The organism is Myxococcus xanthus (assembly GCF_013116825.1).
GTDB classification, from domain to species: domain Bacteria; phylum Myxococcota; class Myxococcia; order Myxococcales; family Myxococcaceae; genus Myxococcus; species Myxococcus xanthus_B.
In genome coordinates this window covers 15,859-40,025 of the sequence record NZ_JABFNS010000025.1, presented here as the reverse complement: position 1 = coordinate 40,025, position 24,167 = coordinate 15,859, and the positions used below count along the sequence as shown (strand labels likewise).

Annotated in this window: 19 protein-coding genes; 9 read left to right on the top strand and 10 right to left on the bottom strand. The window is 67.2% G+C overall.

Annotated features, from left to right (window positions below; genetic code table 11):
- Positions 1 to 293: 293 nt before the first annotated feature.
- A complete protein-coding gene (locus HNV26_RS39245) occupies positions 294 to 935 on the top strand; it encodes a helix-turn-helix transcriptional regulator (RefSeq protein ID WP_366816821.1) in 642 nt (213 codons plus the stop codon).
- A 687-nt stretch (positions 936 to 1,622) separates the two neighbouring features.
- Positions 1,623 to 1,910, top strand: a complete 288-nt coding sequence (locus HNV26_RS09715; RefSeq protein WP_171441899.1) for a hypothetical protein — start codon at positions 1,623 to 1,625, stop codon at positions 1,908 to 1,910.
- A gap of 297 nt (positions 1,911 to 2,207) precedes the next feature.
- Here the strand turns inward: HNV26_RS09715 and HNV26_RS09710 are convergent, their stop codons facing one another.
- Positions 2,208 to 3,689, bottom strand: coding sequence for a DUF3943 domain-containing protein (locus HNV26_RS09710; protein ID WP_216611990.1), 1,482 nt, complete (start codon positions 3,687 to 3,689; stop codon positions 2,208 to 2,210).
- 682 nt (positions 3,690 to 4,371) lie between these two features.
- Between HNV26_RS09710 and HNV26_RS09700 the strand changes: the two genes are divergently transcribed.
- Entirely contained in the window at positions 4,372 to 5,355 is a 984-nt protein-coding gene (locus HNV26_RS09700; protein ID WP_216611988.1) for a hypothetical protein, read from the top strand.
- Between the two features lie 170 nt (positions 5,356 to 5,525).
- On the opposite strand, the gene HNV26_RS09695 is transcribed toward HNV26_RS09700, so the two are convergent.
- Together HNV26_RS09695 and HNV26_RS09690 are read right to left on the bottom strand one after the other, a co-directional pair.
- On the bottom strand, positions 5,526 to 5,930 hold the full coding sequence (locus tag HNV26_RS09695; protein WP_171441901.1) for a hypothetical protein: 405 nt from the start codon (positions 5,928 to 5,930) through the stop codon (positions 5,526 to 5,528).
- Positions 5,931 to 6,332: 402 nt separating this feature from the next.
- Positions 6,333 to 7,487 carry a hypothetical protein gene (locus HNV26_RS09690; RefSeq protein WP_253816393.1) on the bottom strand — a complete coding sequence of 385 codons (1,155 nt, stop codon included), beginning with the start codon at positions 7,485 to 7,487 and terminating at the stop codon, positions 6,333 to 6,335.
- 225 nt (positions 7,488 to 7,712) lie between these two features.
- Between HNV26_RS09690 and HNV26_RS09685 the strand changes: the two genes are divergently transcribed.
- Both HNV26_RS09685 and HNV26_RS09680 read left to right on the top strand, forming a co-directional pair.
- The gene (locus HNV26_RS09685) at positions 7,713 to 8,531 is read left to right on the top strand and encodes a hypothetical protein (protein ID WP_171441903.1); all 819 of its coding nucleotides are present in this window, start codon (positions 7,713 to 7,715) and stop codon (positions 8,529 to 8,531) included.
- Between the two features lie 65 nt (positions 8,532 to 8,596).
- Positions 8,597 to 9,679, top strand: a complete 1,083-nt coding sequence (locus tag HNV26_RS09680) for a beta-helix domain-containing protein (RefSeq protein ID WP_171441904.1) — start codon at positions 8,597 to 8,599, stop codon at positions 9,677 to 9,679.
- A 59-nt stretch (positions 9,680 to 9,738) separates the two neighbouring features.
- Here the strand turns inward: HNV26_RS09680 and mtgA are convergent, their stop codons facing one another.
- The gene (gene mtgA / locus HNV26_RS09675) at positions 9,739 to 10,638 is read right to left on the bottom strand and encodes a monofunctional biosynthetic peptidoglycan transglycosylase (RefSeq protein WP_171441905.1); all 900 of its coding nucleotides are present in this window, start codon (positions 10,636 to 10,638) and stop codon (positions 9,739 to 9,741) included.
- Positions 10,639 to 10,963: 325 nt separating this feature from the next.
- Between mtgA and HNV26_RS09670 the strand changes: the two genes are divergently transcribed.
- The gene (locus tag HNV26_RS09670) at positions 10,964 to 12,328 is read left to right on the top strand and encodes a DUF4034 domain-containing protein (RefSeq protein WP_366816820.1); all 1,365 of its coding nucleotides are present in this window, start codon (positions 10,964 to 10,966) and stop codon (positions 12,326 to 12,328) included.
- Between the two features lie 45 nt (positions 12,329 to 12,373).
- Here the strand turns inward: HNV26_RS09670 and HNV26_RS09665 are convergent, their stop codons facing one another.
- From HNV26_RS09665 to HNV26_RS09650, 4 genes are all read right to left on the bottom strand, one after another.
- The gene (locus HNV26_RS09665) at positions 12,374 to 14,059 is read right to left on the bottom strand and encodes an LVIVD repeat-containing protein (protein ID WP_171441907.1); all 1,686 of its coding nucleotides are present in this window, start codon (positions 14,057 to 14,059) and stop codon (positions 12,374 to 12,376) included.
- A gap of 239 nt (positions 14,060 to 14,298) precedes the next feature.
- The gene (locus HNV26_RS38295) at positions 14,299 to 14,712 is read right to left on the bottom strand and encodes a hypothetical protein (protein ID WP_253816398.1); all 414 of its coding nucleotides are present in this window, start codon (positions 14,710 to 14,712) and stop codon (positions 14,299 to 14,301) included.
- Between the two features lie 644 nt (positions 14,713 to 15,356).
- Positions 15,357 to 16,424, bottom strand: coding sequence for a hypothetical protein (locus tag HNV26_RS09655; RefSeq protein ID WP_253816392.1), 1,068 nt, complete (start codon positions 16,422 to 16,424; stop codon positions 15,357 to 15,359).
- A gap of 112 nt (positions 16,425 to 16,536) precedes the next feature.
- Complete coding sequence (locus tag HNV26_RS09650) at positions 16,537 to 17,607, bottom strand: hypothetical protein (protein WP_253816391.1); 1,071 nt, start codon at positions 17,605 to 17,607, stop codon at positions 16,537 to 16,539.
- Positions 17,608 to 17,905: 298 nt separating this feature from the next.
- Here HNV26_RS09650 and HNV26_RS09645 point away from each other — a divergent pair, with 298 nt between their 5' ends.
- The 3 genes from HNV26_RS09645 (at position 17,906) to HNV26_RS09635 (ending at position 20,400) form a co-directional block, all read left to right on the top strand.
- Complete coding sequence (locus HNV26_RS09645) at positions 17,906 to 19,210, top strand: S9 family peptidase (protein WP_253816390.1); 1,305 nt, start codon at positions 17,906 to 17,908, stop codon at positions 19,208 to 19,210.
- Between the two features lie 110 nt (positions 19,211 to 19,320).
- The gene (locus tag HNV26_RS09640) at positions 19,321 to 19,950 is read left to right on the top strand and encodes a hypothetical protein (protein ID WP_253816389.1); all 630 of its coding nucleotides are present in this window, start codon (positions 19,321 to 19,323) and stop codon (positions 19,948 to 19,950) included.
- Between the two features lie 231 nt (positions 19,951 to 20,181).
- Entirely contained in the window at positions 20,182 to 20,400 is a 219-nt protein-coding gene (locus HNV26_RS09635; protein WP_171441911.1) for a hypothetical protein, read from the top strand.
- A 192-nt stretch (positions 20,401 to 20,592) separates the two neighbouring features.
- On the opposite strand, the gene HNV26_RS09630 is transcribed toward HNV26_RS09635, so the two are convergent.
- Positions 20,593 to 21,051, bottom strand: a complete 459-nt coding sequence (locus HNV26_RS09630; protein ID WP_253816388.1) for a hypothetical protein — start codon at positions 21,049 to 21,051, stop codon at positions 20,593 to 20,595.
- Positions 21,052 to 21,160: 109 nt separating this feature from the next.
- Complete coding sequence (locus HNV26_RS09625) at positions 21,161 to 24,046, bottom strand: YncE family protein (RefSeq protein ID WP_171441913.1); 2,886 nt, start codon at positions 24,044 to 24,046, stop codon at positions 21,161 to 21,163.
- Positions 24,047 to 24,167: the final 121 nt, after the last annotated feature.

Below are 24,167 nucleotides of genomic sequence, written 5' to 3'. Positions count from 1 at the left end.
CACGCATTTCTTGTAATTCACTAAAATTAGGGAGATGCTCGGTCCGGCGCGAACCGGGAGGTCCCATGAGCGGTGGCACCCTTCGAAGCCCACAGGTTCATGCGCTCGTGAGGCTCATCAACGAGGCACATGAGCTGCCAGCGCGAGTGGCGACACGGTCCCGGCATCTCCTCGTCGGACTGTTTCGCATTCTGGGCGCGGAAGCCGGAGCGTGCGTCTTGGAGCGCGACTTCAGACCGGGAGGACACGTCGGATTCACGGAGATCGTTCTGGAAGGATGGAGCGGGAGCGCGGTGTCCGCGCTCGAGGCGCTCCGGAGGAGGGGAAGTGCCTGCAACCCCGCCATTCGCGCATTGATGGAGCGCGGCTCGGCGCCCGGCACCGTCGTCACGGCGATGCGCCGGGAACTGGTGGAGGACTGGAGCTGGTATGGCGCCCCCTATGTCGAGCATCATCTGCGCCCCACGGGGCTCGATGACTCAATGTACTCGAGCCAGTGGTCCGGGCTCCCGGGGGTGGTGCGGGGTATCGGGCTCTACCGTGAGCGGGGCGGCCGCCCCTTCGACACCGCGGACCGGGAGCTGCTGCATCTGTTCCACGCCGAGTGCGGAGCCATGCTCGACCCGCCAGGGTCCTCGAAGGAGGGAACGCCGTCAGGCTGGCTGGCGCCTCGTGAACGACAAACGTTGGAGTTGCTGCTGCAGGGACTCGGAGACAAGCAGATCGCAGCTCGGCTCGGCATCAGTCGTTTCACCGTGAATCAGTACACGAAAACCCTCTACCGCCGCTTCGGCGTCCAGTCGCGGGCGGCGCTCATCGCACAGGTGTTCGCACGCGATAAACTGGAGGCCACGACTGGACTCCCGCCACGGCAAGTCACGCCAGTTGGACAACCGACGCTCGCACGCGCATCCGACGGGCAGGAGCCCTGTTGATACTCGGACCCCTGGGATGGATTCCCCCCTTGCGCCTGGCAGCCCATGACCACGGAAGAGGCAGCGGCTGCCAGTTCGGGTCGGGCCAGACGAAGGGGTTCCCAGCTGAGCCCGGGGCCGCTGGAGGGCCTGGACCGTCGCCGCGTTCGCGCCAGCAGGCCCCGGGGCGCCCTCTGGCGACTCCCGGAACATGGACGCATGGTGGACCGAGGCCATGTAGTACGCCCCCAGGTTCGTCAGGTGGACGTTGTCGCTGAAGAGCACGTTCAGCTTCTGCGACGTCGTACCCGTGATGCCTGGCACCTCGTTCGCGATGACGCGCTCCACCAGGTCAACCAGCGCCGTGCTCCCCGGGAGCGCCACCACGCGGTCCGCACGCCCATCGGACTGCAACGTGAGGTTGACCTTGGAGGACACACACTCCCGGGCCCAGCGTCTGGGGAGACAACAGCTCCTGGACCACGTTCATGTTGGAGCCCACGCGATTCTTGCCCTGGCGGCACCCTGCCCATCCGCCATTACCCCAGGTCCGCACCCGGAGGGGTGAGCCAATCACGTGCTGCTGGTTCCAGTTGAAGTCCTTCCCCAGGCTCGTGGCGATGCCATCGGAGCGGCCACCTGCGCCAATCAAGAATAGACCGAAAGCCACCAATTCAGTCATCCTTTCCCCTCTCCAAGGAGGCACAAATGAAGATGGGACGCATCGCAGTGGGCTTCGTGGCCGGTCTCGTGTCCGTGGTGGGCTGTGGTGGCCAGACGCAGGATGCGCCGGGCACGGACGTGGCAGCCGAGGGCCTCGAGCAATCCTGCGTGTATGCTTATTTCGAGTGTGGCTATCGCGGCCACCAGTATCCCTACGCCTGGCCGGCGACCTGCGCCGTCGGAATCCACACGCACCAACAGGCCTCTGCAGCCTGTCTCGCGGAATGCCCCTGGATGTGCGTGGACACGGGGGACATCGGCACGGAGCCGTAGTCAGAAAGCTCTGTCACGGGCACTGGACTTGGGCATTGAGAGTCATGCGAACAACTCGCATGATTCGCTCACAGCACGCGCCATGATGCACACGCTCTGCGCACCAACGGCCGCGGCGATGGCGCGCACATCGGTGCGAGCATCGTCCCGATGCCACCGATGCGCGAGTCGATGCCGCGTGTCGCGCCGCGCGTGCGTACGACTGAAGTACGACCACCTGCGCTCCAGCTCCAAAGCCGAGCCGTTAGCGCGAGCAGTGGAAGTCGCGCCCGGGCTGGAATTCGCTCCCGCGGGTCCTCAGCGGGTTCCGAAGCCCGAGCCCTTCGAGACCGTCCACAGCAGACGGATTTGCGTTGCACGCTGGCGGATGGAGTCGGAAACGCTGCCGAACTCACCCGCGCGGTTGGCGACGAAGGCTTCGAGCGCCACGCCGTGTTGGCCGGCGAGCAGGAGCTCGGCGCGCGCGGTGGCATAGGTGATGAGCTCCACGCCCTCGCCAAGGAAGGCGCCCGAGATGAGATAGTTGCGCACGGACACGCCGACGCGCCCGACACCCCGCCGCACCAGGCCCAGCTCGAAGGCCGACTGCGCCCCAGGCCCGAAGTGGTAGTCACGAGCGGACTCCGGCGAGGTGAGACCGCCGCCATGGCCAAAGGGCACCCCGGCCATGTTCGCGGTGACATCCAGGGTGAGCTGCGACGTGAGAGGAACCTGCGCCACGCCGCCGATGCCGAGGCTGACCGTGGAAACGCGCAGCGTGTTCGGATTGGCGAAATCGTAGCCCGCCATCAAGCCCCAGAGCCCCGATATGGAGCGGAACTTGAAGCGGTCGCCATAGAGAAGCCCCCGGCTGAAGAATCCCACCGTCAGCGTGTCACGCGAAAAGCCCATGCGCGCGGAGAGCGTGAAGTAGTCGAAGGGTTGGTCATAGCCGCCGGTGGTGAGCTGCGGGGGGCCGTAGACCATTTCGACGCCGAGGTGCCCCTCCATCTTGTTGGGAACATCGAAGCGCGTGCCGTCGATGTCGTTGTAGTTGTCGACGTTGCTCGTGAAGCCGGCCATCAACTGGAGGAAGTTCCCCTGCACCGGGAGGAAGTCGTTCTTGCGGCGGCCAAAGAGGTAACGGTTGATGCCGCCCACGGGTTCGACGAGCAGCGAGAGCACCGAGCGCACCAGCGTGGGTTCGCCTTCGTCGAGAATCGCGAGCGCGGTGCGATGCAGGACCTCGCCCAGCACGACGCCCCCGATGGACGTTGTAATGAGATCGTTCGTGGATGGAGTCTCAGACTCCATGAACAGCTCCCACAACACGCTTGACGCGACCGTGAACGGGACCGAGCCCCAGAAGCCGAAGCCGCTCGAGCGCGCCGCGGTGTAGGCCAGCGAGCCCTGGTAGGGGTGCCCGAGCGCATTGGTCGCGAACGCATCCTCGTCCCACTCCCAGCCTTCGGCGACGTTGCGACGCATGGTCTCCAGCGAGATGTCCGCGTAGGGCTTGCCGAGGAGCTTCGCCGTCCCCCAGAAGATGCCGTGGAGGGCGCCCATCTCCACGATGGGCACAACGAAATTGCGCCCTCCTCCGTCCGGCGCGTTCCAGATGGCGCGGCGAGGCGGGTGCACGAGCTCCGGCACGAGGAGCCGGGGCTCCGCGGGAATCGCATCGACGCACGCCTCGGACACCAGGGGGGCATCCGCGGGCGCCGCGCCTGCGTCGCCTCCTGAGACGAGCGAGAAAACAAGGAGCAGGCCTGAGACGCGATGCACGGAGAACGGGTTCATGGCGTGTATCGGGCTCTAATTGCTTTGGGGAGCGACTGCACGCACCAACCGCGACAGGCGCGGAGCGAGCCACGAATCCAGCGCAAGTTGAGAACTGTTTCCGATGGCACCGAACACTCGTGATGAACCGAAGAGGAGCCAGGCAGACGGTGCCGGACGCGAGGGAAACACAGGCGAGCGGGTTCGCCCGCCGGCGACCTTCCCTGGAGACCGTGGTGCATCGCGCCGCCGAGTCAACGCCCCTGTGACATCCAGTGAACCCAGCTGATGCGGGGCTCCATCAGGCCATGCGAAGAGGTTTCATGAAGCGTCGCCCCTGGGCCGGACGAGACGGCAGGTGTCCATGCTCGGCTTTGGCGCCGGACACGTGGGTGGCGCCCGAGTGCATCCCCCGTGGCGTGGAGCAGGCCCTCATGCGCTCACGCACCGACGTGCTCGACTTGGTGCATTTCCACTCGTGCCCCTTCATGTGTTCCGGTCTGCGCGTCCGTCTTGGCGCCTGGATGATGCTGGGCATCCAGGCCAGTCCCGGAAACATCGTGAAAGCTCGGCGTGAAGCGCTGGAGACGGCCAGAAACCGTGTTCGCGGCATGTGGACACGTCCGCCTCAATGAAACAAAGCTGTGACGCAGAAGGCCGGGCCCCCTCGCATCTCCGCGACAAATCCGTGACAATCAACGAAATGAACCTGCGACTCTCGATACGCTCCCTGTTGATACTCTCCCTCACAGTCGCTCCCGCACTTTCCGGCTGTGGTTCCGATGACGTCGATCCGACACCGGACGCGGGATTTGATGCGGGTGTTCAGCCGGACGCCGGCATTGAGCCGGACGCCGGCATTGAGCCCGAGCCGGACGCCGGCATTGAGCCCGAGCCGGACGCCGGCATTGAGCCCGAGCCGGACGCGGGCACCGAGCCCGACGCGGGCACTGAGCCCGACGCGGGCACCGAGCCGGACGCGGGCACTGAGCCCGACGCGGGCACCGAGCCGGACGCGGGCACTGAGCCCGACGCAGGCACCGACCCGGATGCAGGCACCGACCCGGATGCAGGCACCGACCTGGATGCAGGCACCGCCCCGGATGCAGGCACCGACCCGGATGCAGGCACTGACCCGGACGCCGGCACCGACCCCGACGCCGGCACCAACCCGGATCCGTTCACCGTTTGCGAAGGCGAGTGCCAGGAAACCGCGACCACGGTTCGACTGGGCGAGAACCAGCGTGTCTTGACCAGCGCCTACTTCGGATACGAAGAGACGGACAACCCGGAGGCACCGTGGGAGCTTTGGATCGAGCTCAACAACGGCGCGCCGGGTGAGTGCCCCTCCGAGGATTCACCACTCCCGCCGCAGCTGGTCAACGTTCACAAGGTGAGAATGCCGGTGGACGCAACGCCGCAGGTAGGCTCCATGTCGGGCGAGCCGACAGCGACGCTCGTCGACTTCGAGGGCGTGCTCACTACCGCGTACTTCCTGCACAGCACGAGCCTCACCTTCACACCTGTGGCGGCCTCGCTCTGCCCCACCTGCGTCCAGAGCGGGACCCCTCCCGAATCGCACTTCGTGGCCTTCGACTTGAATGGCCTCTACGAAGATGGCGCCATCACCGGCCACGGGTACGCCACCTACTGCCCCTCGCTCGACTCCTTCAAGGGCAGGAAGTAACCGCGGTCCAACTCACCTGACGGTGAGTCGGACCTGCCCAGGCCCCTGACACAGGGGCCTGGGCTCACCGAAGCGTTGCGCCGCCAGCCGACGGCGAGAGCACCGGTCCCCTTCCCTTGGAGGGAAGCCACCACGTCGGCCGCCGTTCGAGACGCTGAGGTGGACAGCCATCAGCCCCAGCGGTCTTGCTGGAGCTCCTGAAGGCGAGCCTTGATTTTCGCCTCCCGTTGGCCATCCGTCCTCGCCATGGACAGATGACGCATCGTGACCCGCTTCGCAGCCTTGTCGAGCTCGTCCGCCGACAGCTTCGGGTTGTCGCGAATGAACGCCTCCATCTCACCCATGATCTTCTTTTCGAGATTCGCGATGCCGGGTTTGTTGATTCCAATCACGTATCCGGACTGGATGAAGGACTCCATGAGGTTTGCCGACGTCGCCCTCCAATCCGGAGCTACGTCAGATGCCTTCGTCGCGGTCGTCGTGCTCGGTGCCGCGCTTTTTGCATTGGAGGCGGAGCCCATGCCCAGCAGACTTCGCATTGCATGAAAGACAGGCTGTCGGGTCGTGATAGCCATGGCGTACCCCAACGCATACGAGTTGGAGGCACTCTAGGGCAAACACTCCGCAGGCGGACTCGTGGAAACCCACACACCGCCTGACACTGTCTAATCCCAAACGCTGTTGCTGCTGGCCCCTGGAGATTCTAGCGACCGACGAATCGGGGACCAAGGAGTTCCCCGCCAGGCGCCAGCACGTACGCCCAATGCCTGTGCAGAATCGGGTAGGACTCCGGATTGTACGCGACAGTCACATATCCTCTGCCGGATTCGTCGGGACTGAAAGCGTTACCATGAGCGCTTGCGGCGTGTACTGACATATCGCCCCCTCCCTCCTCCACCGGCCAGAGGAGCCGTTTGGCGTCCTCTGAAACCCGGGAGAGCGCCGTTACTTCGGACACAGCGAGGAAGCCCGCCCCTTCACGCCGTGCTCACGAGCCTCGCGCACGCCTCGCGCTCATAGGGGAGCCCCGCCTTCCGGAAGTGCCCCCCGGCGTTGCCGAAGCGCGGGTCCCAGAGGTGCGAGGCGTCCACGAGCGCGGCGAGGAAGCGCCGCTGTGCGTCTGTCCTCACCACGCCATCTCCACTCGGAAAGGCGTGGACGAGGAGGGGCCCCCACTCGAAGTCCACCCAGGACTTCTTGGTGGTCCGCGCGACCGCCACGGCCGCGTCCACCACGAGGTCGAAGTCAGGGACGCGCTCCAAGAGTCGCTGGACGACCGTGAAGCGCGGCTGCATCGGAAGCTGCGGCGGCTTCACCGGGAACCAGTCGTTGATGTGCGCGGCATGCTGCTCCAGCGCGGTGCGTAGCTCGCGTGTCGCGACCTCGCTCCGCGCCAGGGACGGCGCCATCGCCGCGCAGAGGCGCACCGAGGGCTCCGCATCCGACAGGAAGTTCTCCAGGGACACGTTGAGTTCTCCCAGCGCCAGGAGCAGGGAGCAACGCTCCGCCACATCCCCCGTCCGCTTCGCCATCTCCGTCAGCCGTTCCGCCAGTGTGTCCGGTCGTACGTCCGACGCCGGTGACGCGGCGTGCCCGGTGGCGGCCATCGCCGCGTGCATCCGCACCCGGGCATCCGGATGGTCCAGGTTGGCCAGCAGCGAGCGGGTCAGGAGCGGCGCCACCCGGGCACACGCAAGAACGGACTGCGCATGGAGCGCGTTCGAGGCGTCCTCGTCCTCGTAGATGGCATCATCGTCGTCCGCGTCCAGGAGCGGCCCCAGGTCGAACCGGGCCATCGACTCCAGTTCCTCCATCGTCGCGCCGCTCCGCTCGAAGGCATCCACCACACGCGTCAGGAACAAGAGCAATTCCGCGCGAACGGGCTCCTCGCCCGCATCCAGCCTCGCGTCGTCAAGCAGCCCGAGGATGACGAGTGCAACTGGAGCCGTCGCGGGGAAGACGGTGCCCTGATGGATGATGGCCGACCACAGGTGCGCCATGGCTGCGTGGCGGGCCCGCGTGTCTTCGGCGAGCAGGGCACGAAGGTGTTCAGGCGTATCAGTGGCGCGGCCATAGGCGTGTACCAGCCGTGACCAGTCCGTCGCGTCGAGTGCGGGAATCCCGATGAGCATCGGCGCGATTATCCCCCACGAATGACAGCGCCTCAATGCATGCGCCCAGCGAGCGCCATGCCGCTCAAGGCGCGAACGCCTCCACGCGCCCGCTCACCCGCTGCCATACGCCGGCGATTTGATGCACGTCCTGGAAGTCCGCCCGCCTGCACGAGTGACGGAAGCGGGTGTGGCCAAGAGATTCCCGTTTGTCCATACGCCGCTGGCTCGACGAGGATGCGCGGCATGGATGACTTCTACGCGGACGTCCTCGACCACGTCGGACGTACCCCCCGAGAGTTCGGCTCCGTCCACCTGCACGTGGAGCCCGTGATTCGCAATCCACTCGGGCAGGCCACCGCCGTCGTGTGGCTCCAGGCCGCCTTCGAGCCCCTCGCCACCACCCCGTCGTCCGTGCTGGTGATGGGCAGGCAGAAGCAGGGCTCCGCGCACCGGACGCTGGGCCAGTTCCCGCTGCCACCTCTGACGGGAGGCCGCGTGGTGCGGTGGCGCCTTCCGCTCGAACTGCCCCCGGAGTTCGATGAAGTCCACTTCCAGGTGGAGTCGAGTCTTCACCCCAACGCCGGGCGCGTGCGGCCCGCGTGGAAGCTCTTCGACACCCTGGAGATTCCCAAGGAGAGTGACATGAAGGCGGTGTCAAGCGAGGTCTCCATGGGAATCGACCTCGGTGAATCACTGCTCAACACCGTGATGTCTGGGGGCCTGAGCGTCACCGCCTACATGAAGATAGGCCCCCAGGTTTCACCGGGCAGCCTGGCTGTGAAGCGCCACGCGGCGGCCACACTACCAACAGCCTTCATCGCAGCCGTGGTCGACGGTCCCCTGGAGCCACTGTCCGACCTGCAATGCGAGCTCGTCTGGGAGCCGGGGATGGCCCTCCCCGCCGCCAGCGCCGCGCCCAGTTGGAGCACGGAGTCCACGCCTGCCATGGCAGCGCATGTCTTGAAGACGCTGCGGACCTGCTACGCCTGCGGCTTCGAGGGCCCACGAGAGGAGTATGAGCGCGCCACGATGTGCCCCCGGTGTGACGCGACGTGGATGTAGGCACGCCAGGAGTACCCGCTGGCACTTGGATTATCGGGCCTCCCCTGTTGAGATAGAACGGGCGCATGCTCCACTCGCGTCGTTTCGTCCTGGCCCTCTTGTCCGTAGTCGCGGTCGCCACCGCCTGCAGTTCGCCGGATCCAATCCCGGACCGCCCCAACATCCTTCGCTTCGAAGCAAACCCGGCGACCATCGCTCCGGGCGAGTCCGCCGAGTTGTCCTGGGAGGTCACCGGCGCGCAGGAGCTCTCCATCGATTACGGCGTGGGTGAGGTGACCGGAACGTCGGTGCAGGTCCGCCCGACAGCAACGACGACGTACACGCTCACGGCAACCAACGAGAGCGGCAGCACCACCGCGAGCACCACGGTCGCGGTGAGCACGTCCAATGGGACGGATATCTCCGGAAGCCTCACGACGCGCACCCTGACGCGCGCGGGTTCGCCATATCACGTGACGGGTGACTTGACAGTTCCCGCGGGGAGCCGGCTCACCATCGAGCCCGGCGTCCACCTCATTTTCATGGGACACCACAAGCTCGCCGTGCATGGGCGAATCACCGCGCAGGGCACCGCGGCCAGCCCCATTGTCTTCACCGCCAACAATCCCGCCCGAGGCTGGGCTGGACTTCGCCTGGCGGCGACGTCGGACGCCGGGTCGGACTTCCTGGAACACTGCATCTTGGAGTACGGCAACAAGATCGACGGCGAGAACGGCGCGGGCGCGGAGGGCTCCTATTCCGAGAACGCCGGTGGCGCGCTTTGGATTGGCTCACGCGCGAACGTGAACCTGAACCACAACGAGTTCCGCTTCAACAAGGCGCCCGCGTTCGGCGGCGCGCTGATGTTGATTGCGCCGACCAGCTCGGGTGTCGCCACCGGGAACATCTTCCACGGCAACGAATGCACCGGTCCGCGGACCCAGTTCGGAGGCGTGGGCGGCGCGGTCAACACCGCGCACCTCCCGGCCAGCAACCAATGGACGTTCCGCGGCGGCGAGTTCCGTAACAACAGGGCACCGGAGGGCGGGGCACTCTACTTCTTCGACAGCAACGTGATCCTCGACGGGGTTTTGCTGTCTGGAAACAGCCCCCAGAACTGGGCGACGCCGGAGCCCCACCGGCTGACGCTCATCAACACGCCGAGGTAGTGGGAGGCCCCGGCGGCACGGTCCCCATTGGTCGAGGCAAACCTGGCCGGGTCCGCGGCTCAGCTCTCCGAGGACAGCCGGGAGATGGCCTCCACCACGGAGCCGGGCACGGAGGTTTCGCCGAAGAAGCGAGAGAGTTCGGCCTGCGCCTCGCGGGCCTGCGCCGCGGTGATGCGGCCCTCGCGCTGCAGCCTCCCGATGATGGCGCCTGCCCGGATGCGCAGCGTCTCGGGCTTCTGGGCGGGCAGCCAACGGCGTGGGGCGGGCAGCATGCCCGCGAGCATCGCCCCCTGTGCCACGGAGAGCGCCCGCGCCGAGGTACCGAAGTGCTCACGCGCCGCAGCCTCGATGCCATACACGCCCTCGCCCCACTCCACCACATTCACATACAGCGTGAGGATGTGCTGCTTGGACAGATGGGTCTCCAGTTGGCGGGCGAGCAGCAACTCCTTGCCCTTGCGCAGGAGGCTGCGGTCCGTGGAGAGGTAGAGGTTCTTGGCCAACTGCTGGGTGAGCGTGGACGCGCCGCGGCCCAGGCGCGCCTTCCGCACGGACTGCTCGAGGGCGTTCTCCACCTCGATCCAATCCACGCCCTCGTGCTTGTAGAAGCGCGCGTCCTCGGAGCTCAGCACGGCGTCCACCGCGTGCGGCGCCACCGCCTCCAGAGGCACCCAGGCCTGCCGCACACGGGGCTTCTTCCCCTCCGCCAGCGCCTCCTCGGCCCGCTGCGTGATGAGCGCGGTGGTGCGCGGGTTCTGCGTCTGAAGCACGCGGACGTCGGGCAGCCGCACGTACTCCACGCTGAGCCAGACGACGAACAGCAGCCACGCGCCAAACATCCAGCGGCCCCAGCCCGGGCTGGAATCCTTCCTCACGGCGCGCCGGGCGCTGGCAGGGAGCTGCTTCGTCTTCTGCGTCCGGGGGGAGGAGGCACGGACGGAGGGCGGACGGGAGGCCATCGGTATGCACACATCTGCCCCGGTCCACGCTCCCTGTCCAGAAGACGGCCAGGAAGGCACGCAGCGGCCTGTCTTGAGTAGGATGCCAGGCTCAATGCCATCTCTTCGTACCGCGCTCGGCGCGGGAGTCCTCGTTATAGGCCTGGGCGCCGGACTTGCCGTGACCGCTTCACGGGCAACGCGAAGCGCCGAAGTCGAAGCGCGCATCGCGGCGCGCCAGGAGCCCGTCCTGACACCCGCCCCCGGCCCCGCGCCGCAAGGGCTCCCCATCGTGACGCCTGCCGGGCGCGAGGGGGGCAAAGTCCCCCAAGGGCATGTGGACGGGGTGGCACTGCGCTCGCTCCTGCTCCGACGCCAGTTCGAGGAGCTGACGCTGGCGGTCGAGCAGCTCCAGTGGGGCATGGAGTCGAACCCCCAGGACGAGCATTGGATGACGGACGGCATCCTGGCGCTCGGCAACGGCTCCTCCGAATCGACGGAGCTCCTCGACGCCTGGGTGGAAGCGTCACCGCGCTCCTTCGCGCCCTACCTCGCGAGGGGGACCCACTGGGTGTCGGTGGGATACCTGCGCCGCGGGGGGAAGACCGTGGGCGCAACGGCGAAGGAGGAATTCGCCGGGATGCATGAAGCCTTCGAACGCGCGGTGCCCGATCTCGTCCGAGCGTGGTCACTCCAGCCGAAGGCGGTCGCGGCGGCGCGGCCGCTCATCTACGTGGCGAACGCGCTGGGCGACGATGAGGCTCGCGAGCGCGCCTACACCCGCGCCATGGAGCAGTGCCCCACGTGTGCGGACGTCCGGGCCGTCTATCTCCACGGACTCGCCCCACGCTGGGGTGGCACCTACGAGAAGATGGACGCCTTCGCCGAGGCGCAGAGCCTTGCTCACCCCAAGGTGGGCTTCCTGCGCGGCTTCGCCGATTTTGACCGCGCACACGACATGGCGGTCCAGGGCAAGCACGACCAGGGACTGGTCCTGCTCGCCCAGGCACTGTCAGCTGGCGACTACTGGGAGTTCAGGCTGGCTCGGGCGAAGCAACTGCGCCGCACCAAGGCCCTGGACGCCGCGCTGGAGGAGGCGAACCGGGCCGTGGCCCTGCGGCCCGCTCGTGCGTCCGTCTATTTCGAACGGGCTCGGATCTTCTCCAACAGCCGGAAGTGGGAACCCGCGGGCAAGGACCTCCTGCACGCCTTGCGGTTGGACGCGACGGACTCGGACGGACGGGCCCTGCGGGACCACGTGGTGAAGGGGGTCATCTACGACGCCTGGGAGGCGCACAAGGCCGGACGCCGCGAGGAAGCGTTGAGCCTGCTGGAACTGGCTGGGGAGCTCGCTCCAGGCAACCCCGAGGTGGCGCGGCGGCGTGCATGGGTCGTCCAATCTCCACAGCAGGCGGAGGCACTGGCCGAGGAGGAGCAAGGCGAGGGGGCGGAGGACTTCCGCACCGTGCAGCAACGGGACTACGCCCTGGCGCGCGAGCGGCGCTTCAAGGAAATCCTCCCGCTCTGGGAGGCCTTCATCGAACGCAATCCCGACCACGGGCTGGCCTACATGGAGCGCAGCGGGACGCACTACCACCTGCGGGACCTCGAGTCCGCGCTGTCCGACCTGAAGAAGGCGTGTGACCTGGGCGTCAACGAAGGCTGTGCCCGGGCGCGCCAGGTCGAGCGCGCCAAGGCCGCGGCCCGCTGAGGCGCAACCTCTCAGCCCCACTGCGCCAGCGACGCCGTGGGACGCTCAGAGTTCGTTGACGATGAGCAGGCCGCGCACGGAGTCGGCGGCGTACACGTACCCGTCGCCGGGCACTCGGATGCCGAAGGTGCCCTCGAAGAGGTTGTCCGTGCGGCCGGGGTCGCCCTCACGAAAGGTGTTGTAGTGCGCCACCTGGCGCGGCTTCGTGGGGTTGGACACATCCAGCACGCGCACGCCCTCGTGGTACCAGGCGACGTAGAGCAGGTGGCCCTTCAGAATCAGGTTGTGGATGGACGTGACGGGGCTGAGGCGGAACTCCCCCATCTTGACGATGTTCGCCGGGTCGGTGACGTCCAGCACGCGCAGGTGGCTGCCATTGAATTCAGTGCCCTCGAAGGCGATGGTGCGCCCGGCGAAGGTCCCCACGGCGCTGTGGTGCGCATAGGCGTTGAAGCCGTGCACGTACTGGCCCAGGTGCCGCACGTTGCCGAGGTCGGTGACATCCATGATGGAGTAACCACCGAAGCCATTGCTGACGTAGAGCCGGCCCTCGTACGCGAAGGCATCGTGCGCGCCCCCCGACGAGAACTCGGACGGCACGGTGATGAGCTGGAGCAGGACAGGCGCCAGCGGCGAGGTGACGTCGTGCACATAGGTCACCTCGCCGGGTGACATCGCATAGAGCCGGTTTCCGTCCACCAGCACGGTGTGCGCCCCCTGGCCCGCGGGCAGGTGGCGCACGTACTCTGGCTGCGCGGGGTTGGAGATGTCATACACGACGACGCCCGCGCGGTTGCCGGCGATGTAGAGGGCATCCTCCTTGGCCCACACGCCATTCCAGCTCGAGTCCCCCGGCAGACTGATGGAGGCCTTGAAGATGGGGCGCGCCCTGTCACTCACGTCGAAGACGGTGAGCCCGCCGTTGCCGGTGCCGCCGAGGTCGTCGATGGAGACGACGTAGGCGTGGTTCTTCGTGACATAGACGTCCACGGCATCCCCCAGTGCGACGGGGGACTCGGAGATGAGGCGCAGCCCGCCCGAGGACTCGCCCTCCCCTCGCTGCGAGGGCATGCGCCACGCTTCGAAGGTGCCGGCCCGGCTGAACCTTCCGTTGGTGCAACGGGCGTAGCAGCCCGTGATGATGCCGGGTGAGGGCACCTGGCAGCCGGCGAGCGCGGTGACAGTGACGGCCCCATTGAAGGGATTGGTGCGGCTGCCAACGACGAAGAAGCTCCCGCCGTCCGTGTTCCGCGTCAGCAACGGCTGGCCGTTGAGCGTGTCCGTCCCTCCGTCGGAGAAGAGCTGGTAGGTGGTGAAGTCGGGGGCAATCTGGGTCCCTCCGTCAGACAGCAGGCGCTCACCTCGCATGTCCGCCAGGTAGATGCCGTGCTGCGCCACCTGGGAGAGCGCCTCCGGTGAGCACTGCGAAACGTCGTAGCGCGACAGGTCATCACACCGGATGGTGGTGGGGTCTCCCTGCTGATTGAAGTCGCATGGCGAGTAGCGGCCCCGGTCAATCCAATCACCGCGTTCCTCCAGCACGGTGTAGCCGCCATCCCACGGCGTCTCCGCGCTCGCATCAGGAGCGCCGGAGTCCGGCGCCCCCGAGTCCTCGGGAAGCCAGGTGCCTGCATCTGGAGTGGGGCCGGATTCGTCGCAGGCGGAGAGCGTGGACAGCGACAGGACGCAGGAGGAGAGCAGCACCCAGGACGGACGCAACACAGACGGCATCGTGGACCTCGCGAGCAAAGGCCTCCCACGAACGTGGGGGCCATGACTCAAGCGGCCGGACGCCCTGATTCCCTTATTGAGGCGAGAGATGATTGCGGCGTGGAGGCAAGGTCCGCCCGCGAGCTCGGAATCCCGGCGAAAGCGCCCCGTGCGGTCCTGGCCTTGCATCACGTCCGGACCGGCGCGGCTCCAGCGTCCAGCAGCCACGCCCCGTCGGGTGAGGACAGGACGTGGGCGGCTCAGGTGTCGCCGCTGTAGGAGCCCACAAGCTGGATGTGGCTCTTGCCCGTCTCCGAGCAGGTCGCGTTGACGCTGACGCTCCAGGCCGGGACCTCGGAATGCCAGGTCACAGTGCCCGTCCAGTTCGAACAGGCCCGGGCGTTTTCCTCCGCGAACAGGGAGAGCGACACCCTGGAATTGGGCAGGCTGAAGACCTGCCCCGGCGTCGTCATGGGCCGGGTCAACCGGATGATCAACGTCGAGAAGACCGCGCCACAGGTGACGCTCTCATTGCCCGTGATTCCCATCTGCACGGTGAAGGAATCCGCCGAGAGGCAGCTCGAGGGCGCGTAGCAGTAGAAGTGATCAGGCGAAACGAAGCCGCCATATGTGTTCTCGTAACCCGCACCCGTGCTGGTGATGGGGCGGCTCATGGTCCACCGACACGTGGGCCTCTCAGTGCGGCAGCACGCGGCGTCGCCGGGGGCGCAGGCGCTCGTAAAGCACCCCATGGGATTCGTCGTCGTGCCCCCCGCACACTTCATGTTCAGCACGGCGTCGGTGCCCGAGCGTGTGCAGGCCCACAGCCTTGTTCCCTCGCAGAAGAACTCTCCGGGCGTGCAGATCTCCGGCGACTCCCCCACAGGGCCCATGGGGCCCGCCGGGCCGGTGTCGCCCCGGGGGCCTTGGGGGCCCTGCGCGCCCGTCGCGCCAGGCGGGCCCTGTTCGCCCGTGTCGCCCTTGGGCCCCTGCGAGCCCTGGGGCCCCATGACGCCGCGCGGGCCTTCCACGCCCATCGGGCCTCGTGGGCCCGTCAGGCCCTGCTCTCCGCGCGGCCCCACGGGGCCCTGCGGCCCTGGAGGTCCGCCCGCGGGGCCCTGCGGCCCTTGCGGTCCCGCCGGCCCCTGGGGGCCCACGGGCCCCTCAGAGGAACAAGCGGTGGTGAACAAACAGCACAGCAACAGCGGGAGGAGTGCGCGCCCGAAGGAGGTCTTGGTCATTGACGGGCGCGTGCCCTAGCAGCTCGCCCTCGCCCGGAGCAAGTCCGTCCGGAAGCGAGGGCGGAGCAACCCGCCCGTTACCAAGTGTAATAGCAGGCGTTGCTGCAGTTCGTGCCGTTGCAGAGCGCGAGGTCAGCGTAGTTGTGACAGGCGGGGACGGTCAGGTCCGACATGGTGTAACGAGTGATGATGTCTCCGCAGGCAAGCACGGCGTCCGCCGTGCCAGAATTGTCGGCCACCGACATGGCGTTGGAGACGTACGAGTCGCCGCTCGCGGGCAGGCCCTCGGTCCACCGGCCCATGGTGACGCGCTTTGCTGCGACGGCCGGAGCGATGTGCGCCCCGAGCTTGACGTTCCCCATCTGTCCAGGGTTGAGCTGCAAGCTGTCGGCCCCCGTGCCTCGGCTGAAGTTGAAGGTCACCGGCCCATTGCCTGCGCAGTTCAGCACGGCGAAGTGCATGGAGTGCCCTGGATGATTGAATGACAGGGCCCCGTTCCAGTGGGTGGCGCGCAGACGGACTCGCGTCGCGGTGCCACGAACCCTGTCGCAGGCGAGCAATTGAGGGGAGCACTGATAGCCGTCCTCACTGCCGAGTGGGAAGTCACAGTCCGGGGAATTGCAGTAGGAGTCGCTCGTGAAGGCCGTGTGGATGACCTCCTGGCTTGGGTCCCCGCAGGTGGGGTCCCCATAGACGGAGGCAGCCCAGGCGCGGTTCGAGGCCGAGCAGCTCCCGGTGAGCGAGCGAGGCTCATCGGGGAAGGTGGTCGGTAGGGCGGAGAGCTCTGCCTCGTTCTGCCGCCGGAGCTGCGCTCTTTCGCCCTCATCCATCGCGACGAGCGCGTGGTCCGCCAGGGCCGGGGGCAGCGCGTGCCCCTCGGGTGCCACGGCCAGGAACACCTCCGCCGCCGAGTGCGTCTGGAAGAAACGAGGGGCCACGAGTGGACGCTGCGGATACTGGGCGATGACGGCCACGTTGACCGCGCCCCCCTCTCCCTCAAGCCAGAGCACATGGCTGTCAGAAGTCCCGATACGGGCAATCTCGCGCGGTCCGGGCGACTCGATGGGCGCCGCCCATACGGGGAATGCCCCCAGGAGGGAGAGGGCACCAGTGCAGGCCAGCGCTCGGAATGAACGGGGCGACATCATAGCGGGAACTCCGTGAGGAAGGACGGCGCACATTCGCCGTCACTCCCCTGAACGGAGCCGAGCCCCGATTTCCCTCACCGAGAAACGAAGAACCCTGGCCGCGGTCCTGTCACTCCTCGAAGAGCGAGAGCTGCCCCAGCGAGCGCAACGCGCCCACCGCCTCTCGCGGAGTTGCCCGAACACGGACCTGCGACACCGGTGTCGTGCCCGTGAGGTCCACTTCCATGAAGGACTGCACACCGGCGCCATCGAGCAAGTTGGCCAGGGGCATCCACTGGGCGCCGTCGGCGCTTCCCTCCAGCACCAGCTCGCTCATGGTGCCCGTCACCCCGAAGTTGCGCAGCACGGCCTTGCGAGGCACCACGGGCCGCGAGAGCTGCACGGCGACTTCACGGACGCCCTCTTGGAAGAGCACAATCCCGCCGAGGTCGCCGTTGGTGACGCGGCAGGGCGTCTCGGCGTTCAGGTAGGTGCACGCCGCGCCACGGCTTGCCGGGACGAGGGCGCGGCGAGGCAGGACAACGTCATCGCTGGAATAGGTGAGGCCGACCGTCACGCCCCCCGCATTCACATCGCGCGTCGTGATGATGGAGGCCTTGAGCCCCTCCGCGTCCTCGAGGACGTAGTCGCTCAGGAGGACCGGCGAGGTGGCCTTGAGCACCTGCCAGGCTTCTCTGGCGCTCGACGGGTGGAGGTACAGCACGTGCTCATCGCTCCCGGCACCGTGGGTGGCGGACAGCGGCCGGAAGCCCACGCTCACCCCCTGCGCCTCCGCGGTGGCCTTCAGCGTGCCGGTCCACTCCTGGACGACGGGCAGCGCGACCTCCGACTGCTGGATGAGGAAGAAGGCCGAAACGCGCCTTCCCTGGGACTGCTCGGGCGAGCGGGCCACGAAGCAGCGCGCGATGCTCCCGTTGCGGGTGTCCGCCCCCAGCAGGTCGACCTCGAAGGTGCCATCGGCGCGAGTCTTCACCGACCTCCAGCTCGACGAGAAGGCAGCGAACGCGCACGCGGAGTTCTCACTGCGGTAGAGCTTCATCAGCGCGTCCGGGAGCGGCGCGCCCGCCTCGTCAACGAGTCGCCCACTCAGGACGATGTCCTGGTCCTCCGCCACCTTGCTCTCGGTACAGCCGCCCGACATCGCCAACACACCCAACGTCAACGTGCGCATCCATCGCATGGGAACCTCCTCCACCGGTGAGCATGGGTGTCACTGCAAAACCGGTGCAGAGGCCCGCCTCCTCTGAGGACGAGCGCCCGGGGCCAGTCCATTCCTGACAGTGGCGTCCTGGCGCGCCACCTACGCGGGTGCCACCGCCGCTTCGCAGCGCCTTCCAACCTCGCCCCCGTCGCAGGCAAGGGGTGTGCCCTGAGCCCTTGGCCTTGCGCGGTGCCACGCCTTCCATCTGGAAACTCGTCTCCGCGCCGGGACGACCCGGCCCAGAAGCCCGGCCAAGCGTTACACCGTGGAGCAGTTCATGAAGGCGACCTCCGTGCGTGGTGCGTCCTTCTCCGCGGATGAGCAGCGGGTGCTGTACTCGTCGAACGAGACCGGCGTCTTCAATGTCTTCTCCGTCCCGATGACGGGCGGAAAGCCCACGCAGCTCACCCGCTCCACCCAGGACGCCTCCATCGCCGTCGCCTACTTCCCCACCGACGACCGCGTCCTCTTCACGCGAGACTCGGGAGGCAACGAACTCGCCCACCTCTCCGTGCGCACGCTGGACGGCCAGGAGAAGGACCTCACGCCGGGCGACGAGCACCGCGCGTCCTTCTTCGGCTGGAGCCGGGACGGCGCCGCCTTCTACGTCCTCACCAACGAGCGCGACGCACGCTTCCAGGACCTCTACCGATACGACGCCAAGACATATGCCCGCACCCTGCTCTACGCGGGCGATGGCGAGCATGTGCCCGGCGCCCTCTCCCCGGACGAGAAGTGGCTGGCGCTGGAGAAGTCACGGACGCTGTCCGACAGCGACGTCCACCTCTACGAGTTCGCCACACAGCAGCGTCGGAACCTCACCGCGCACGAGGGCTCGGCCAGTTGGAAGGCGGCGACCTTCGACCCGGCGTCCTCCGCGCTGTACCTGCTCACCAACGAGGGCTCCGAGTTCATTCGCGTGGAGCGCCACGTGCTCGCCTCCGGGAAGCGCGAGTTGGTGGAGCAGTTGGAGTGGGACGTGCTCTCCACGGAGTTCTCGCGACGTGGCTTGTGGCGCATCACCCGCGTCAACGAGGATGGCCGCACCACGATTCGAGTCCACGACGTGAAGGCCGGCAGGCGCGTGTCCCTGCCAGGGATTCCAGAGGGAGCGATCTCCGGAGTGAGCCTGTCCCGCGGAGAGAAGCGCATGGCCTTCCACGTCGACGGAGACCGCTCGCCCGGCAACCTGTACGTCTACGACTTCGAGACGAAGAAGCTCACCCGGCTGACGGACACGCTGGGCCAGGCGCTGCCGCCCCACAAGGAGGCCCTGCGCGAGGCGCTCTACCAGGAACTGGGCAACCCCCAGACGCAGGAGGCGATGCTTCGAGAAATCTCCCCGCTGTTCCATGCGGAGAAGATACGCAGCCCCCTGCTCGTCATCCAGGGCGCCAACGACCCGCGCGTGCCCAAGGCCAAGACGGACGCGCTCGTCGAGGCCGTCCGGAAGAACGGCGTGCCCGTCGACTACCTCGTCCTCCCCAACGACGGCCATGGCTTCAGCAGCACGAAGAGCGAAGCGGAGACCTCCGTCAGGATCCTCTCCTTCCTGGACCAGCACCTCCGACAGCGCCCCTGAAGCCGCGAGCACGGCTTCGCACTTGTGCAACTGCATGCACAGCGGCTGACACGGCCTTCTGTCATTTCGTGGGGTTTCGCGTTGGCATGCCCCTTGATGGATATGGGCACATGAATCTCAGCGCCCGTCGCGTCCGTGCTCTTGCTGGCCTCGTGTCCGCGCCGATGCTCGCGCACGCCCAGGCAGTCCCCCCTGTCGCCCCCCATTCCGCGCCTCCCGCCGTCCATGGGGGAACCCAGCGGTTGAGCAGCGCGGCGGCCCTGGGCGTGCATTCGCTCTCGGTGGACTCCGTCTCCCCTGCGTCGATGGCCTTCATCGTGGACATCGAGCAGCCCCTGTCACCGTTCATCTCGGTGTTCGCAGGCGGGCACGTGGGCGTGAACCTGAAGGCGACGGGCCTCCAGGCTGGCGGCCGCATCTACCTGACTGGGAAACCCTTCCAGGGCCCCTTCCTGTCCGTCCAGGGCGATGGGACCTTCTTCGACTCGGATGAGGATGTATCGAAGCTCCGCGCCTCCGTCAGCGGACTGGTCGGGTATTCACAGCAGTTGGGCAAGCAGTGGCACATCGCCCTGGCGGGCGGCGCTGGGTTCAGCCACCTCCGACAAGAGACCGAGCTGCCCCGCTCCGCGACCTGCACCCTGTTCTCCTGGTGTCTGCTTTCGCAGCCCGAGCGCACCGTCGAGACAACGCAGACGCTGCACCCTGTCGTGAGGCTCACGGCGGTACACCGGTTCTAGTTCGTCCCCAGCGACAAACAGGCGTCCGACAAGGCCCTGCGCGACTTCGGTGGCTGGAAGTACACGCTGGCCCCGTCACGCAAGCACCTGGGGAGCGCGGCGGGGCTGGAGAAGCTGAAACAGGGGCACGGCGCCCCTCCCACACCGACCCGCTTCCCCTACCGCGCCGTGGACCCCGAGGAGCAGTCCGGCGGACTGCCCGCTGATGCGATTCCGCGGTAGGTTGACACCATGGTGCCTCTGACCGACCGGGCTTCGCTGCCTCAGGAAGCGCGCTCCGCCCTGGAACAGGAGGTGGCGTCCCTCACGCTGCTCCAGGACGTCGTGCGCTGGGGCTTCGCGAGTTCGCCGCCGCGCGATGTCACGGAGGTCATCGTCCAGGACGAGTTCACCCACGACGTGGTGATGCCGTGGATGGGAGACAGGTACCTCGTCTTTGACACGACCTGACTGGGCGGAGTCACTTCGGTCTCCGTGTGGGACCACCGCCCCAGCGCAGATGAACTCCTCGATGCCCGGCTTGCATCCGGATGGACGCCGACGCCCACGAGCACCGTCGACGGCGACATCATCATGGGACATGCCGCGTGCAGAGTGCCGCCTCAACGGCCCTGACAGCCGGCCGCCTCGGCTGCGCGCCAATCATGGCGCCTTGTGCCCCCCAAGGGGAGAAGGCGCGCTCACGGCGGGCGGCAACGTGGCCGGCAAGGCTCCCGCGGTGGCACTGCCGAACATGCGCCGGATGTGGTCGCCGTAGAGGGTGATCGTCAGCACGCCAATCAAGACGAGGAATGAAAACGCGGCCACCACGGTCGCCGCCGTCCCCAGGAGCGTGACCGCCTCCTCTCGCTGCTGGCTCCAGATGCGACGGCAATCCCCCGTGACGACGGTCCCATCCGGTCGGCGGTAGAGCCGGACACAGACGCGTCCACCGGGCTGGAGCAGGGACTCCACCTCCAGCGTGGTCATCTCACTCAGGTTGTGGACGGAGAGCCTGCAGGCACCACAGTGCCGGACACGTGCATCCCCTTTCATGTCCTCCCAGCGCATCTCGCAGGGCGTCGCGATGGTGAGGCGTTCCGTCAGGGCGCGTGTGTCCATGACAAAGGACATTATGGGACACGCACGAATACAGACATCGGCCATCCGTCCGTAGGATGAATGACCGATGCCTGGGGTGACACGGAGCCGGGGGCGGCGGGCTCTCCGGTTACTGGCCGTCGAGCCTGCCGTCCAGGTTCCGGTCGAGCGCGATGCGCGTACCGGAGCCAGGAGGGACCGCGGTGAAGGTCACCTCCTGCCCCGCGGTGTTCGCCAGCGCTCGGAGCGCCGCCGTGGAGATGTTCGCGCTGCCGTCATCGGGCTTCCAGGTCCCAGGCCCCCGTTCGTACAGGAACCCCTTCACCCGGCTGCCCACGGCCACCTTCGCAACCACGTCGGCCTCGTAGGTCGCGCCGCCGAGCACCTGCGACGCGAACTGCGCTCGGGCTCGCGCAATCAGCAGGTCGATGCGCGCCCCCACGTTGGCGGCATTCGATGCCGTGAGCGTCACCTGCTGGCCGACAATCGGCGCCAGGTCGGTATCCGCCGCTAGCATGAAGTCCTCCATCTGGCGCCGCTCGGTGTCGCTCCGGAAGCCCACGAGGGGCCCACCGATGCTGGTGTTGGAGAACACGATGGCGCTGAAGAAGCGGAACAGGGTGTCCACCGCGCCGTCATGCGTGAAGCCGAAGCCGCGAACCTGGTCACCCAACTGCCCCGTCTCCGGATGCAGGAAGAAGCTGCTGTCCGGGAAGCCGAACATACCAACCTTCGTGTACATGTTCCGCACGTGGGGAATCTTCATGATCTGACTGATGCCCTCGAAGCTGGAACGGGTATCCGTGCCAAAGAAGCCCCGCGCACCGTCAATCGTGTGACAGCCATTGCAATTGAACCCGTTGTCATCGCCAATCGCGATGCCGTCCACCCGGCGGCTTCCGAAGTAGAAATCGCTCGCCGCCTTCTGCGAAGCCGTGAGTGCGTTGTCCAACCTGCGAATGGGGTTGGGCGGCAACTGCACCTGGAGCTGGAAGGTCGTGAACTTGTCCATCTCCGCCTCGGTCGGCATCGACGCGCGGCCCAGCAGGTCCGGGAAGGCGACGATGAAGTTCTTGAAGGACATCTCCTCCCCGCCGGCATCGACACCGAAGAAGCCATTTGAACGGTCACCCCGCCAGTGCATGGCGCCCTGGTTCGTCATGCCACGCAGGGTCTGCGTCGTCATGGGCCCCTTCATCGGGTGGAACTCGTTCTGCTTCCCCGTTCCGTTGATGGGTGAGCTCGGGTGGCCGGTGAAGGAACGGAAGACGCCAATCTCGAGGTCGCTCGCGAGGCGCATGTTGATGGGATTGGCCGTCACCGTCGCATCCGGGTTGCCCAGGTCCCAGGCGAGCTCGTCCTTGTCACCGAAGATGTGGCAACTGGCGCACGACGACTCACCATTGGCCGATGAGAAGTTGGCGTCGTAGAGGAACGGGCGGCCCTGGACGACGGAGGCGGGCTCCGGATTGTAGAGCGACACCGAGGACAGCTGCGCCTTGGTGGCCAGGTCGATGACCTTCACCGCGTTGTCGAAGCGGGTCATCACGTAGAGGCGGTTGCGCGCCTCGTCCAGCACCAGACCGCTGGGGCCGCCGCCACTCACCGGGATGTGGTTGGCGCTCGCGGTGCGCGGGTCGAACGCATTGCTCTCCAGCGACGCCGTGTCGTAGACGCCAATTTTGCTGGAGCTGAACGCGGCCACGTACAGCTTCGTGCCATCCTGGGAGACGACCATCTCCGTCGGCGTGGAGAGGCTGTGGTTCTTCACCGAGGGGTCGAAGCCGGGCTTCCCCGCCAGCTTCGAGTAGTCGATGTGCTTGTTGAGGTGCCGCGGGTAGGCCGTGCCCCCGGAGATGACGGTGATGCGCATCTGCGCGAGGTTGCCCTGCACCGTGCTGCCGCCGTATTCACCGGCGCCCTCGAAGCGGGTCAGGTTGTTGGCCTCGCTGTTGGACGCATACACCACGCCCGACTTCGGGTTGGTGACCAGGTTGAAGATGGTGGTACCCACGCCCGAAAAGGAAGCCGTCTCCTGGAGGGTGTCCGCGTCGATGGCGAAGACGTCCTTGTCCGGCAGACGCAGGCGCACGCCGTTGTTGAAGTTGCGGCCCAGCGCGTCCTGCCACTGCCCGGCGGCGCCGTTCCACTTCACGATGAGGGCGGTCTCCGGCGCCTTCGCGCCCTCGAAGTTCGTCGCGGGCCCAGGCAAGCCGCCTGGCATGAGGTTGTTGCCGAATGGCGGGGTGTCGGGGAAGACGAGGCACATGTCGCGCTCCTTGAACCCGTCGCACACGCTCCCCAGGCTGACGGAGGTCGTCTGATTGCCGGACTGGGCAATGGCCGCATAGACAGTCTTCTTGTCCGGGCTGGTGGCGAGCCCGCGCGGCGTGTCGCCGAAGAGCGTCACGATGCGCAGGGGCGTGCCGCCCAGCGTCGCGCCCAGGGACGCCGGATTGAAGACCCAGACGTCCGCGCGCCCCACGCCAGGCGTGGTCAGCTTCGGGTCCCCCGCCCCCGAAACGGCGGCGATGGACGGGTCGGTGCGGTGCTGGCCCCGGTGCGCGGTGGTGATGAAGGCGTGGCCGTTGGTGCCGGCGAAGACGATGTCGCGCGGCTCATCGCCCACGAGCAGGGTGCGCACCACCCGCGGCGTGCCCACCAGACTCACCACGCTGACGCTGTCCGACAGGTGGTTGACGACCCAGACTTCCGTGTTGCTGCGCGCGGCGACAGCGACGGGCTCCAGGCCCACGGGCACCGCCCCGATGAGCGAGAGCCCCGCGCTGCTGATGGAAAAGACCTCCAGGCGGTTGTCCGGCGTGTTGACGGCGAACAACCGCGTCCCGTCCGGGGAGAGCGCCAGGGGACGCACGTGCGCGCTGTCGAACGTGATGAACGAGGGCACCTGGGCCGCCGCGGTGAATGCGGCCAACAAGGACACCACGGCGCACAACGAAACGGCGCGGGCGCGCCACCAGTTCCAGCGCACGCCCACTTGCTGAGTACCCACCATAGGGACCACCTCGCGAGACGGGGAAGCATTGCCGTCCAGGGATTAGCAGTGGACTTCGCGACAACGCCCCCACCGAAGGGAGGGGGACCGGCCCCTCCCCGCCCCCAAAGGCAGCCACCAA